Origin of the sequence: Campylobacter sp. JMF_11 EL3 (genome assembly GCF_027736965.1) — a bacterium.
In the GTDB taxonomy this organism is placed as follows: domain Bacteria; phylum Campylobacterota; class Campylobacteria; order Campylobacterales; family Campylobacteraceae; genus Campylobacter_B.
The window spans coordinates 76878-89840 of record NZ_JAOVTJ010000004.1 but is presented as its reverse complement, the minus strand read 5'-3'; the positions used below and the strand labels follow the sequence as shown (position 1 = coordinate 89840).

General features: G+C 41.5%; 15 protein-coding genes. 6 read left to right on the top strand and 9 right to left on the bottom strand.

Annotation, left to right across the window (positions count from 1 at the left end; translation table 11 throughout):
- The first annotated feature begins 4 nt into the window (after nt 1-4).
- The 3 genes from OFN67_RS06555 to OFN67_RS06545 all read left to right on the top strand — a co-directional run bounded on the left by OFN67_RS06555 (nt 5) and on the right by OFN67_RS06545 (nt 2128).
- Nucleotides 5-754 carry a hypothetical protein gene (locus OFN67_RS06555; RefSeq protein ID WP_270868597.1) on the top strand — a complete coding sequence of 250 codons (750 nt, stop codon included), beginning with the start codon at nt 5-7 and terminating at the stop codon, nt 752-754.
- A 151-nt stretch (nt 755-905) separates the two neighbouring features.
- Nucleotides 906-1517 (top strand): flavodoxin, encoded by a 612-nt coding sequence (locus tag OFN67_RS06550; protein ID WP_270873998.1) that lies wholly within the window; start codon nt 906-908, stop codon nt 1515-1517.
- Between the two features lie 8 nt (nt 1518-1525).
- Entirely contained in the window at nt 1526-2128 is a 603-nt protein-coding gene (locus tag OFN67_RS06545) for a DUF4405 domain-containing protein (RefSeq protein ID WP_270873997.1), read from the top strand.
- 42 nt (nt 2129-2170) lie between these two features.
- Here the strand turns inward: OFN67_RS06545 and OFN67_RS06540 are convergent, their stop codons facing one another.
- The 6 genes from OFN67_RS06540 to OFN67_RS06515 all read right to left on the bottom strand — a co-directional run bounded on the left by OFN67_RS06540 (nt 2171) and on the right by OFN67_RS06515 (nt 6951).
- Nucleotides 2171-2731, bottom strand: coding sequence for a Fe-S-containing hydro-lyase (locus tag OFN67_RS06540; protein ID WP_270858686.1), 561 nt, complete (start codon nt 2729-2731; stop codon nt 2171-2173).
- A gap of 10 nt (nt 2732-2741) precedes the next feature.
- A complete protein-coding gene (locus OFN67_RS06535; RefSeq protein WP_270858685.1) occupies nt 2742-3587 on the bottom strand; it encodes a fumarate hydratase in 846 nt (281 codons plus the stop codon).
- Between the two features lie 130 nt (nt 3588-3717).
- A complete protein-coding gene (locus OFN67_RS06530; protein ID WP_270873996.1) occupies nt 3718-4548 on the bottom strand; it encodes a pyridoxamine kinase in 831 nt (276 codons plus the stop codon).
- A gap of 36 nt (nt 4549-4584) precedes the next feature.
- Nucleotides 4585-5484 (bottom strand): EamA family transporter RarD, encoded by a 900-nt coding sequence (gene rarD, locus OFN67_RS06525; RefSeq protein WP_270858683.1) that lies wholly within the window; start codon nt 5482-5484, stop codon nt 4585-4587.
- A gap of 122 nt (nt 5485-5606) precedes the next feature.
- The gene (locus OFN67_RS06520; protein ID WP_270873995.1) at nt 5607-6149 is read right to left on the bottom strand and encodes a DUF4405 domain-containing protein; all 543 of its coding nucleotides are present in this window, start codon (nt 6147-6149) and stop codon (nt 5607-5609) included.
- Between the two features lie 82 nt (nt 6150-6231).
- A complete protein-coding gene (locus OFN67_RS06515) occupies nt 6232-6951 on the bottom strand; it encodes a TerC family protein (protein WP_270865667.1) in 720 nt (239 codons plus the stop codon).
- Nucleotides 6952-7207: 256 nt separating this feature from the next.
- Between OFN67_RS06515 and thiD the strand changes: the two genes are divergently transcribed.
- Nucleotides 7208-8005, top strand: coding sequence for a bifunctional hydroxymethylpyrimidine kinase/phosphomethylpyrimidine kinase (thiD, locus tag OFN67_RS06510; protein ID WP_270873994.1), 798 nt, complete (start codon nt 7208-7210; stop codon nt 8003-8005).
- 2 nt (nt 8006-8007) lie between these two features.
- On the opposite strand, the gene OFN67_RS06505 is transcribed toward thiD, so the two are convergent.
- Both OFN67_RS06505 and OFN67_RS06500 read right to left on the bottom strand, forming a co-directional pair.
- Entirely contained in the window at nt 8008-8421 is a 414-nt protein-coding gene (locus OFN67_RS06505; RefSeq protein WP_270865669.1) for a VanZ family protein, read from the bottom strand.
- A 54-nt stretch (nt 8422-8475) separates the two neighbouring features.
- Nucleotides 8476-9741, bottom strand: a complete 1266-nt coding sequence (locus OFN67_RS06500) for a 3-isopropylmalate dehydratase large subunit (protein WP_270868606.1) — start codon at nt 9739-9741, stop codon at nt 8476-8478.
- Between the two features lie 95 nt (nt 9742-9836).
- On the opposite strand from OFN67_RS06500, the gene OFN67_RS06495 reads away from it, so the two are divergent.
- The gene (locus tag OFN67_RS06495; protein ID WP_270868607.1) at nt 9837-10361 is read left to right on the top strand and encodes a nitroreductase family protein; all 525 of its coding nucleotides are present in this window, start codon (nt 9837-9839) and stop codon (nt 10359-10361) included.
- A gap of 57 nt (nt 10362-10418) precedes the next feature.
- Here the strand turns inward: OFN67_RS06495 and OFN67_RS06490 are convergent, their stop codons facing one another.
- Entirely contained in the window at nt 10419-11516 is a 1098-nt protein-coding gene (locus OFN67_RS06490; RefSeq protein ID WP_270868608.1) for a hypothetical protein, read from the bottom strand.
- Between the two features lie 97 nt (nt 11517-11613).
- Between OFN67_RS06490 and OFN67_RS06485 the strand changes: the two genes are divergently transcribed.
- Nucleotides 11614-12930: an NFACT RNA binding domain-containing protein gene (locus tag OFN67_RS06485; protein ID WP_270868609.1), complete on the top strand. Its 1317-nt coding sequence runs from the start codon at nt 11614-11616 to the stop codon at nt 12928-12930.
- The last annotated feature ends 33 nt before the right edge of the window (nt 12931-12963 follow it).

Sequence of the window (12963 nt, the reverse complement as noted above, 5' to 3'; positions counted from 1 at the left end):
ATTTATGCGAAATTTAGCGAAATTTAGCCTTTTGGCGTTTTTGTGCGCGGGCGCGTTTGGCGTGGATTTATCCAGCGTGGCAGAGAAAATTTACGCCAACGAAACCGGAGCAAAAAAGTCAAATTTAATCCACTGGAATAGTGGCGAGAATTTCCCGTCCTTGGGTATCGGACACTTCATCTGGTATAAAAAAGACGAAAAAGATAAATTCGAAGAGAGCTTTCCAAATTTAGTGAAATTTTATAAAATTCGCGGCGCGAGGCTTCCAAAAATACTGCGCCTGCACTCTCACGCGCCTTGGCAGAGCAAAACCGCGCTTGATGCGCTAAAAAAATCAGGCGACGCGGATTTGATAGAGCTAGAAAATTTTTTGTATCAAACCAAAAATTTGCAGGTAGAATTTATCTATGAAAGGCTTCAAAACTCCCTAGAAAAAATGCAAAATTTAAGTGATAAAAAAAAGCATATCAAATCGCAGTTTTACCGCGTCGCAAGCTCGCCAAACGGGCTTTATGCGCTCATTGATTATGTCAATTTCAAAGGCGAGGGCATAAAAGTGAGCGAGCGATATATGGGCGAAGGTTGGGGGCTAATGCAGGTTTTGGAGTGCATGAGCGCGCAAAAAGAGGCAATGAGCGAATTTCGCAGGTGCGCGAAATTTGTTTTAAAGCGCAGGGTGGCTAACGCACCAACAAACCGCGATGAAGCGCGCTGGCTGGCTGGCTGGATAAAACGCTGCGATACATATAGATAAATTTTAAATTTTGCTTACGCAAGCCCGTGATACTGCGCCGAATTTCAAATTTGGCAAATTTTGCAGGATTAGGCAATGAATTTAGAGAATTTTTCTAACGAAATTTTCGCTTTTTTTATATAATCTTTGAAATTTTAACTAAGGGGCAAGTATGAAAAAAATCCTACTTTTTTTTCTTTTATTTTTCTTTGGCTGTGCGGGAAATGCCGCTGACACAAAGGTTTCACAAGGATTTAATATGAGTGGTAAAAAGGTGCTAATCGCGTATTTTTCGCGCGCAGATGAGAATTATCAGGTGGGCTATATCGAGAAGGGAAATACCGAAATTTTGGCTGAGTATTTGGCGGAATTTAGCGGCGGCGAACTCTTTAAAATCGAAACTCTAACGCCCTATGCCAAAGAGTATCAAGCCGCGATAGATTTTGCAAAAAGCGAACAAAAACAAAAAGCAAGACCAGAGATTAAGCCGTTTGATAAAAATTTAGCTGATTTTGACGCCGTATTTTTGGGCTTTCCTACTTGGTGGGGCGATTTGCCAATGGGCGTTTTCACATTTTTAGAGGGGCAAAATTTCGCGGGCAAGCCAATTTTCGTCTTTAACACCCACGAAGGAAGTGGCTTAGATAGGACTATCGGCTCGGTCGAAAAAGCGACAAAAACCAAGGTTTTGGGCTATTTTAGCCTATATGGAAGCGTGGCGCAAAATCAAAGAGAGAAAGCCAAAACCGAGCTAAAAGCGTGGTTTGATGAGATTTCAAAATAAATTTTGCAATGAAATTTAATAAAAAATCATTTTACTGGGGCGCGATTTTTGCCCTAGTTTTGTGTATGAATTACAAAAAATTTGGCGAGATAGCGCATGAAATTTTGGGCTTAATCTTAATCTTTTTCGCCCTTTTTCATGCCTTTTCGCGTCGTAAATACTTAGCCAAATTTAGGGTGCGAAACGCCCTAAATTTCGCCCTTTTAGGTTCATTTTTGGCAACGCTAATAAGTGCTGTTTTTCTTAGCGAGCATATTTTTTCGTTTATTGATTTTGGCTTTGGCTCGGACGCAGCCAAAAATATCCACATGTTTGCCACGCACGCGCTGTTTTTGCTAAGTGCTACGCATTTGGGGTTAAATTTTAGAATTTTTGCAAATTTGCTTAGCGTGAAATTTGGTAAAATTTTGAAATTTTGCCTATTTTTGGCTCTTTTAGCTTTTGGAATTTATTCGTTTGTGGATCTGCATTTTTACGAATATCTATTTTTTAAAACCGGTTTTGGATTAGAAAACAAAAATACATTTTTATTCAGCAGTGCCGAATATTTGGCGATTTTTGCAGCTGTTATGCTAGGCGTAAGAGCGATAAATTTGAGATTTAAATTTTAGGGTTAAATTTTAAAATTCTAGGGCAAATTTGCCCTAGATGGATTAGATTTTTTTGTATGGTGCTTGACCGACTTCGTAGAAATTGTTTCCCTCACAATCAATTGCGACAATCGCTGGAAAATCCTCGACTGTTAGTCTTGCCACAGCCTCTGGGCCAAGCTCAGGGTAAGCTAAAACCTCGTATTTTTTGATACTTTGGCTAATTAGCGCGCCAGCTCCGCCGATAGCTACCATATAAACACAACCTGATTTTTTCATAGCTTCAACTACTGCGTCGCTTCTATAACCCTTACCGATCATGCCGTTGATACCCACTTCGTTAATCATTGTTGGAGTGTATTTATCCATACGACCGCTTGTTGTAGGACCTGCTGCGCCTACTGCTTGACCTGGTTTTGCAGGTGTTGGGCCAAGATAATAAATAGTCTCGCCAGCTAAATTTACAGGCAGTTTCTCGCCACGAGCCAAAGTCTCAGTCAAAGCCTTGTGGGCAGCGTCGCGTGCTGCGATGATTGTGCCTGTGATTAGGACATTATCACCAGCTTTTAGGCTTTTTACTACATCTTTATCAAATGGAGCTGTTATTCTTTTTACTTCTGACATAATTATCTCCTTAAAGTTCAGCACTTGCGTGGCGTGCTGCGTGGCAATTGACATTAATAGCTACTGGAAGACCTGCGATGTGAGTTGGATACCACTCTACATTTACTTTAACAGCAGTGTTTAGACCGCCTAGACCTTGTGGGCCAACGCCTGTTTGTCTAGCAAGCTCTAATAGCTCATCTTCTAGTTTTGCGTATCTTTCATCTGGGTTTCTGCTATCTACTGAGCGAACAGCTGCTTGTTTTGCAAGAAGCGCTGCTTTGTCCATTGTGCCACCGATTCCTACGCCAAGAACCATTGGAGGGCATGAGTTTGGACCAGCATATTTTACAGCTTCAAGGAATACTTTTTTCACACCCTCTACGCCGTCAGCTGGAACAAGCATTTTTAGCACAGATTTATTCTCGCTACCAAAGCCTTTTGGAGCAACTGTGATTTTTAGTTTTTCGCCTGGGACTATGCGCATGTTAATAACAGCAGGAGTGTTGTTTGTGGTGTTTTTGCGCTCAAATAGTGGCTCAGCTACAACTGATTTTCTTAGGTAGTTATCAACATAGCCGTTTTTAACGCCCTCGTTGATAGCGTCCTCGATATATCCGCCCTCGATATGCACATCTTGACCAAGTTCTACGAAAACTACCGTCATACCTGTGTCTTGGCAGATTGGAGCTACGCCTTTTTCTGCAAGATCAGCATTTTGAAGCAATTTGCCAAGGATTTCTTTACCGATTGAAGAAACCTCAGTCTCTTTTGCTTTTTCAAACGCTTTTCTCATATCTGGCGTTACTACATAACAGGCTTTTTTGCAAAGCTCTGCAACTGTTTTAGAGATTTCACTTGCTTGGATTGTTCTCATTGTATTCTCCCAAAAAATAGTGATTGAAGATTATACCTTTTTCAAATTTAGCAACCACTTAAAATAGTATAAATTTATGCATTTAATTTTTAAAAATAAATTTAAAAGCCAAAATTTTAAAATTTGGCTTTTAAATTTTCCTTACAAGCTCAGGAATTACAAGCTCAAATTTTACTCCGTCGCTGCGCCTCCACTCGCTATCACTCATAGTCTCTTTCATCGCGCTTACGACGAAATCAGCGGCTATGCGGATTGCGGTTTGGAGGGATTTGCCACGCATTAGCGCACCAAATGCAACCGAGGCAAAAATATCGCCCGTGCCGTTGTATTTCACAGGTAGTAGCTCGTGGAAATACTCGCTCATACGCCCGTCTTTGGCGTCGTAGCTAAACACGCCACACTGCTCGCTTATGTAATTAATCCCCTTTAAAATCACCTTTGATGCGCCTAAATCTTTTAGTCCTTCGAGCAAATCAAAGATAAATTCCCTCTCGGCCTTTTCTCGGTATTTCACCCCAACCATTGCGCAAGCTTCCGTGATATTTGGCGTAATCACATCAGCACTAGCGCACAAAAGCGCCATCATACGGGCAAAGTCGCTATCAAATCCGGGGTAAAATTCGCCATTATCGCCCATACACGGATCGACTAATATCGTCTTTCCGCTTCCACCAAATTCCATAAAAAGTTCGCTAATAAGCGCGATTTGTTCTTGCGAGCCCAAAAATCCAGTGTAAATTCCGTCAAATTCCACCCCCTGCTCGTGCCAATGCGACATTATAGGGCGCAAATCTTTGGTGAGATCGCGAAATGTAAAACCGCTAAATCCAGTATGCATAGAAAGCACCGCCGTAGGCAAAACGCTAACGCTTAGCCCCATTGCGCTAATCACTGGCAAAGCAGCACTAAGCGAGACCTTACCCACGCACGAAATATCTTGAACACTAAGAACTCTTTTCATCTACTTCCTTGATTAAATTTTTGCGCCATTTTACAGTTATTTTGCCTTAATGTAAAATTTAGCCCTTTTTGCGCGTTTTATAGAGATAATCGTATCAGCCACCAAAAAGCAAATAGCTATAAATAGGCAAATCATCAAAATATACGAATCAGGCTCGATTTTTTCGCCCAAAAGCAAAGAAACGCCTAACATCAAAAGTGGCTCGACATAGATTAATAGCCCAAAGAAATTTATCGGAATTAGCGCGCTTGATAAAATTTGAGCCAAAAGTGCAGTCGCACTCAATAGTGCCAAAACCGATAAAAGCGTGTAAATGTTTGGATTTTGCACTGCGACCGCGCCAAGGTCAGTGTTGCTTACAAACCACAAACAAAATGGCAACAAAAGCGCGATTTCTAGGGCGAAACTGCTAGCCCCTTCTAGCCTGAAATACCGCCTTAGGCAAAAATACAGCGGAAATCCTATAAAAACAATCGCGCTATGCCACGACGGCGCGCCTCCGATTAGGATTTTTGAAAACACTCCAATCACCGCAAAGCCCACGCACAGAGCTTTTAGGCGCGAAATTTTCTCGCCAAAGACAAGATTGCCAAAAATCACCATGGAAATTGGCATTATGAGGTATCCGATTGAGACTTGCAGTGCGTAGCCGTTACTTGGCGCCCACAGATACAACCACATCTGAATTCCCATTGTAGCGGAAGTCGCGAGTAAAATTATGAGCAAAAACGGCTTTTTTATCAAACGGACAAGTAGCTTTTTCATCTCTGTTTTTTTACCCCCTAGCACCAAAAACAGCGCCACTATCGGAAATGTTACTAGCATGCGGTATCCCAGCAACTCCTGCCCGCCAAGAGGCTGCATGAAAACCGACATATAATAAATGCTCGCAAACCCGATAGAAGAAAACAGCGATAACGCGATACCTTTTAACATTTTTAAAATTTAGCCTTGCTAAATTTGACCCTTCTCTGAAATTTTAAATTTGGGATTTTATTAAAATTTGACTTAAAAAATAATGGCTGAATTTTGGCAAATTTGAAATTTGCCAAAATTTATTAGTGAGAATTTTTGCCTTTTTGCGCGCCGCCCGCCTCGCCTTTTGGCGCACGAGCTGGCAAAAGTGCGTTTAGGATTTCGCCCTCTTTGAGATTATATTTAGCACACGCTTCGCGTAAATTTAGGCATTCGTCGAAATTCGCTATACCCTTACCCTCTAAAAATGCGCTAAATTTCGCATTATCCGTGCCAAATGCGCCTTTAAATTTGCTAATTTCCAAATTTAGAGCCTGCATATACACAGCCCTAGCTGGATTTCCAGCCCCGCTAGCGCCTTTGAGGCTGTATCCAGCGTATCCGCAGCTAAGCACGATAATAGCGCAGATTACAAGCCCCTGCCAGCCTTTAAAATAGAGTTTAAAAGGTTTGAAATTTATGAAAATATGCACCAGCGCAAGGGCTAGCATAGCCATGCCAAAGTATTCGTGGAAATTTTTCATAACCCCACTTTTTAGCCCAAAAAACATACCGGCCCCACTAAATGCGACGAAGCCAAAAACAGCGATTAAAAGCCCGGTTCCTACAAATCTAAGCGGTTTCAAAATAGCTCCTTTTGTAAAATTTAAAGGCGATTTTAGGCTAAAATTTTAACCCCAAAATCGCCCGAATCTAACCGAAGCTAACCTAGTTTTTTTCAGATTTTTTGCGCACTTGGATATTGATGAGCTCGACCACGAGCGAGAAAAACATAGAAAAATAAATATAGCCCTTTGGGATATGAAACCCAAGTCCGTCTGCGATGAGCGAAACACCCACCAAAATCAAAAACGAAAGCGCAAGAATTTTTATCGTAGGATTATCATCGACAAATTTCGCAATCGCCCCACTAGCAAACATCATCACAGCCACGGCGATGATGACAGCTAGTATCATTACAGGCAGGTGCTGTGCCATACCCACAGCCGTAATCACGCTATCAAGCGAGAAAATTATATCAAGCAAAGCGATTTGAATTAGCGTGCCACCAAAGCTAGCCTTTTTCTCATCTACTCGCTCTTCGTGGCTTTCGCCCACGGCAGAAGAGTGGATTTCGAGCGTGGATTTTACCAGCAAAAACAAACCACCGCCGATTAGCACCAAATCTCGCCCACTAAAACCATGCCCAAACACACTAAATAGCTCTTTTGTCAGCCCCATTACCCAGCTAAGGCTAAGTAGAAGCAAAATTCGCGTAATCATCGCAAGAGCTAGCCCCATAATGCGAGCTTTATCGCGGTTTTCCTGAGGCAGGCGCGAACACAAAATCGCTATGAAAATTATATTGTCTATGCCAAGAACGATTTCTAGCCCAGTTAGCGTGGCTAGGCTTATCCACGCCTCAGGCGAGCTGATCCAATCAAACATTTTAATCCTTAAATTTAAAATAAACTCGCTATTATAGCGATGAAAATTTAATTTTTAGCAAGGTGAAATTGTATGAAATTTAAAAAATTTGCGCACGAAGTGCGCCACCACTAGCGTCGGTCGGGTGGGGGTGTGGGGGCGGGCGACCCTCGCAACTCTGAGCGCCGCCCCCACATAAAAAGGATTAGACTAAAAAATTTCCAAGCGGTAAATTTTGTAAAGTATAATTAATAAATTTTTGAGTTAAAGGAAAGCCATGAAAAAGGTTCTTACAATCGCAGGTGTTGATAGTAGTGGCGGCGCAGGTATTTCAGCCGATATTAAGACCATAACCGCCCACAAAATGTATGGCGAAAATGTCATCACAGCCCTCACCGCCCAAAATACGCTTGGCGTGCAAGGCGTGCTAAATATCGAGCCCTCTTTCGTCGAAGCCCAGCTAGAAAGCGTATTTTGCGACATCGTCCCAGACGCTGTGAAAATCGGCATGATTTCTACTGCCCAAATCGCGCAAACCATAGCCAAAGCGTTGAAAAAATTTGGCGCGCAAAATGTCGTCACAGACCCTGTCATGGTCGCTACAAGCGGTGGCGTGCTAATGCAAGATAGCGCAATGAACGCGCTAAAATTTGAGCTTTTTAGCGTTTCAGCGATTATCACGCCAAATATCAAAGAAGCAAGCGCGCTAAGTGGCGTTAAAATCGAAAATTTCGACGATATGAAAACAGCCGCGCTAAAAATCGCCGAATTTTACAGCGGAGCGATTTTGGTTAAAGGCGGAGATTTAGCAGGCGTGGGCGAAGCGCGCGATATTCTTTACGAAAATGGCGAATTTAGCGAGTTTAGCGCACCCAAAATCATCACCAAAAACACTCACGGCACAGGTTGCACACTCTCATCAGCTATCGCTTGCGCCCTAGCAGCGGGGCTTGGCGTAAAAGAAGCGGTTGGTAGTGCGAAAGAATTCGTCCGCACAGCGCTAATGCAAGATTTGCACATTGGCAGGGGCAACGGCGCGATAAATCACTATTTTCGAATCCCAGAGATGTTTTAAATCTAAATTTGGCGGAATTTTAAAATTTCGCCAAATTTTATCCCCAAAAATACCCCAAAAACATTTAAAATCAAATCGTCAAGCTCGAAAATTCCGCTTTTAAAGACAAATTGTGAAATTTCGATTATTAGTGAGAGCAAAAGGCCAAAAATCAAAATTTTTCGCATGCTAAAATTTGGGAAAAAATATCGCGCAAAAAGCCCAAACGGCACAAACCAGACTATGTTTCCCGCAAAAAGATAGATAAATTTTATCGCGCCAAATTTCAAAATATTTGCGTAATCGCTAAATGGCACGAGATTGTATTCGCCGACACGCCAAATTTGATCGAGCCTAAAATTTGCCCTAAAAATCGTGATTTTAAAGAGCGCACAAAGATAAATTATGAAAAGAAAACAAGCTTTGGATTTTTTCATTTGAAATTTAAAATTTGGGTAAATTTTGCCATTAAAAAATGGCAAAATTTTAAGTTATAAATCTCTTGGATCTGCGATTTTACCAGCGATTGCGCTAGCTGCTGCGACGGCTGAGTTTGCTAGATACACTTCGCTCGTGCGATCGCCCATGCGGCCTACGAAGTTGCGATTTGTCGTGCTAACACACCTCTCTCCATCGCCCAAAATACCCATATATCCGCCAAGGCACGCGCCACAGGTCGGATTGCTCACGACTGCGCCTGCTTCGACGAAAATATCCCACAAGCCCTCTTTTTGCGCTTGTAGAGCGATTTTTTGCGTAGCTGGTGTGATGATAAGGCGAGTTTTGCGAGCTACTTTTCTACCTTTTAAAATCTGCGCTGCTATGCGAAGATCGCTTAAACGCCCATTTGTGCAGCTTCCGATGAAGACTTGATCGACTGCGATACTATCTTTTACCGCCTCTCTCACGCTTTTGCCGTTGCTTGGCAAAAATGGATACGCTATCACTGGGTCTAAATTTGCAGTGTCGATTTCTAGGACGCGCTCGTAGTTTGCCCCCTCGTCTGAGTAGTGAAATTTCGGCTCGCTTCGTAGCGTTCTAGCGGCCAGAAATTCTTTTGTTACCTCATCGCACGCGACGATTCCGCTCTTTCCGCCAGCCTCGATCGCCATATTACAAAGCGAAAATCTACTATCCATATCAAGGTGCGCAATCGCCTCGCCAACAAATTCTAGCGCTTTGTAGCGTGCGCCATCAACGCCGATTTGGCGGATTACTTCAAGTATCAAATCCTTACCGTAAATATGCGCGCCCGGCTTGCCCTTGAAAACCACCTTTATGCTTTCTGGCACCTTAAACCAGTTTTTGCCCGTTATCATCGCATAAGCTAAATCCGTGCTTCCCATGCCGGTAGAAAACGCTCCAAGTGCGCCGTGCGTGCAGGTGTGCGAGTCAGCTCCGATGATGACATCGCCTGGTACCACTAGCCCTTTTTCAGGCATTAGGGCGTGTTCTATTCCCATATCTTTTTCGTCAAAATAGTTTTTTAGGTTGTGTTTGTAGGCAAATTCGCGTGAAATTTTGGCTTGATTTGCGCTTAAAATGTCCTTTGTAGGGATATAGTGATCCATTACGATCGCAAAGCCGTCTGGATTTGCCAAAGCCTTTGCGCCGCTTAGCTCAAACTGCTTTATCGAAATCGGCGTTGTGATGTCGTTGCCGATGACCATATCGATTTTGCTCTCTACGATTTGCCCTGCACTGACCGCTTCACCCACATGTTCGCTGAAAATTTTTTCTGTGATTGTCTGTTTCATAACCTGTCCTTAAAAAATTTGGGCTAAATTCTATCAAATCTAACCATAAAACTTTATAATAAAAGGTATAATTTTGCTTTTGGAAAGGAAAAATCATGAAAATTTTAGAGATTTTAAAAGCCAGGCGCAGTGTGCGAAAATACGCTCCTGGCGAGATTAGCGACGAAATTTTAGACACAATCTTAAAGGCTGGTTTGCTGAGCCCTAGCGGACATGCAAGGAAATCTTGGGAGTTTATCGTAGTCAAAGATAAAGCAAACCTCGCCAAACTAAGCCTTGCGCGCACGGGCGCAGCCGATATGCTAAAAGGCGCAAATGCCGCTGTGGTCGTAATCGCCGATGAGAGCGTGCAAGATGTCTGGATCGAGGACGCCTCTATCGCTATGGCCTACATGCACCTGTGCGCGAGCGCGCTAGGCGTGGGAAGCTGCTGGATACAATGCAGACTGCGCGAGGCGCAAAATGGCGCGAGCAGTGAGGAATACCTGCGCGAAATTTTGGGTTTTAAGGGAAATTACAGGGCCTTAGCGATTTTATCGCTTGGAAATCTAATCTCCACGCCCGCTCCACACGAACTAGAAAAGCTAGAATTTAGCAAAATTCACAAAGAGAAATTTTAAGTGTAAAAATCAGAGACAACCAAATTTGCCGAATTTTACCCAAATTCGGCAATGAATTTATTTGCAACTAAGTTTTGGATAATTTGCCAGAAAATAAGTTTTGGTTTTGCCAAAGAGATTTTTTACCTCATCTTCGCTGCCGCTGCTAGCTAATAATCTTTGTTTATAGATAGTTTGAGTCATACCGCAAGATTTTAGTTCGATGATAGCAAAATTCATCTCATAATCTTTTTCGCCCCTGCGTTGATTTGGATACCAAAGCATGGTTTGAAGCGCCTTATTTTCGGCTAGTTTTTCAATTTTTGCTTCGTGTTTTTTATCGAATTTCGCAATATCTTTTTTGGTGTCGCTTAAAAATTTATCAAAATCTTTTTTCTTTAAACCTTCGCTAAAAAGCACATCGATTTGCCCGTATGTAGGATTTTGGGCTGAAAAGTAAGTAACCGCGCTAGTATCCGAGCCATAAACTCGTGGATATTCTTTGAATTTCTCAAAGTTTGTTTGCATATATTCTAGGCTTTGTGGGTGATTTAGCTTCGAACTTTTTATGCTAAGATCATACGCGCACTCGATTTTAGGATAGTTTTTCAAAAAATTTGCCTTTTTGCTCTGTATTTGCTTTCGCACAGTATCTATCGGCGTATCTTTGTCGAAATTCATCGCATAATGCACATTTACAGCCCCGCAATCTTTGATTTCATAAATTTTCAAATTTGCTTCAAATTTGTTTAAATTTGGATTATTTGTAGGGTAGAAAATTTCGGTAGAAATCGCCTTTTTCTCGCTCAATTTTTCGAATTTATACTCATTTTTTGCGCCAGAGCTTTTTTGTTTTTCTAACTCATGTTCCATGGCGCTGAGCCAACGCTCCATATCATACACGCCATGCCCATACGAAATTGTAATCAGCTTCGTCCAGCCAAAGCCCCTTTCGCCATCTAAAAAATATTCGGCGTTCATGGAGCTTTTGTGTCCTAGCGCGTAAGATTGCTTTTCAAATGTGATGTTTTGTGGCAAATTTAGCATTTTATCGATAGAGTGCGGACTGGCTTCGTTTGAAGGCACGACAATGTAAGTATCGCGTCCTAGCCCTTGCAAACAACCACTTAACACAAACGCCGATAATGCTAACGGCACTAAAATTTTAAATTTCATAATCTCTCCTTAAAAATAAACCCAAAGTATATCATTTTTTTTAAAGTAAAAATGGAATTTAAAATTTTTGCTAAATTTTTTTGCTAAAATAGCGTTTATGAAATACCAACACCTAATCCAAATTTGCGAATTTTTGCAAAATTTCAAAACTCTAAGCCACATAAAGCGCGTCGGCGATAATCTTTTTAAGCTTAGCTTTGATAGCTATGAGCTGTTTTTTGATATGAATAAAACCGCGTGCAATATCCATAAAAACGGCTCTTTCGTGGAAAATAAAATTTACAAAGCGCCCTTTGACGGAGTTTTGGCTAAACGGCTCGTAAAATCGAAAATTTTGCAAATTTGCGTAGTGGAAAATAATAGAATTTTGCATATCAAAACCGAACTCAAAGCCAGCTACAAGGCGTTTATCACAAATTTATACTTCGAATTTACAGGGCGATTTACAAATGTCATCATCACCGATGAAAACGGAGTAATCCTAGAAGCGCTCAGGCACCTAGATAACGATGTGCGAAGCGTGCGCGTGGGGCGGATTTTAGCGCAACTTCCGCCATATAAAATCAAAGAAAAAGATGTAGAAAAAATAGAGAATTTCGATAAATTTTTCGTGGGCGAGTTTGAAAAACTAAATCTGGCAAATTTAGCCCAAATTCGAAATTCAAAATTAACCCAAATTGATAAAAAAATCGAAATTTTGCATGCAAATTTAAATGCCGTGCCAAAAGAGAGCGAACTTTTAGCAAAAGCCGAAAATTTGGCAAATCTCGGGCAGGTATTATCGGCGAATTTGTATAATTTAAGCGACTGGCAAAGAGAATTTTGCCTAAACGATAAAAACGGCGAAAGCGTGGAATTTCGCCTAGAAAATCCGCCAAAAATCGCAATGAACGAATTTTTTAACGAAGCAAAAAAATTGCGCCAAAAAGCCGCAAATTCGCATATCCAAATCGCAAATTTAAACGAAAAAATCGAATTTTACGAAAATTTGAAAAATTTAATCGCAAACGCAAAAAGCGTCGAAGAACTTGAAATTTTGCTCCCCAAAAAGCGAATTAGCGCGAATTTGAAGGAAAAAAACGCAGAATTTGTGCAGAGCTTTTATATCGGCGAGTTTAAAATCAGCGTGGGCAAAAATGAAAAAGGCAACGAATTCTTGCTAAAAAACAGCGCCAAAAACGACTTTTGGTTCCATTTAAAAGATCGCGCTAGCGCGCATGTCATCGTCCAAACTAACAAACAAAATTTAAGCGAAGAAATAGCGAAATTTGCTGCTAAAATTTGCGTAAATTTTAGCGTCAAAGAGGCTGGAAACTACCTCGTTGATTACACCAAACGCCTAAATGTAAGCCCCGTGAAAGGCTCGTTTGTGCATTATGTGGATTATAAAACTATCGGCGTTTTAAAGCCGTGATAAGGCGAAATTTTATATAATCTCGCGAAATCA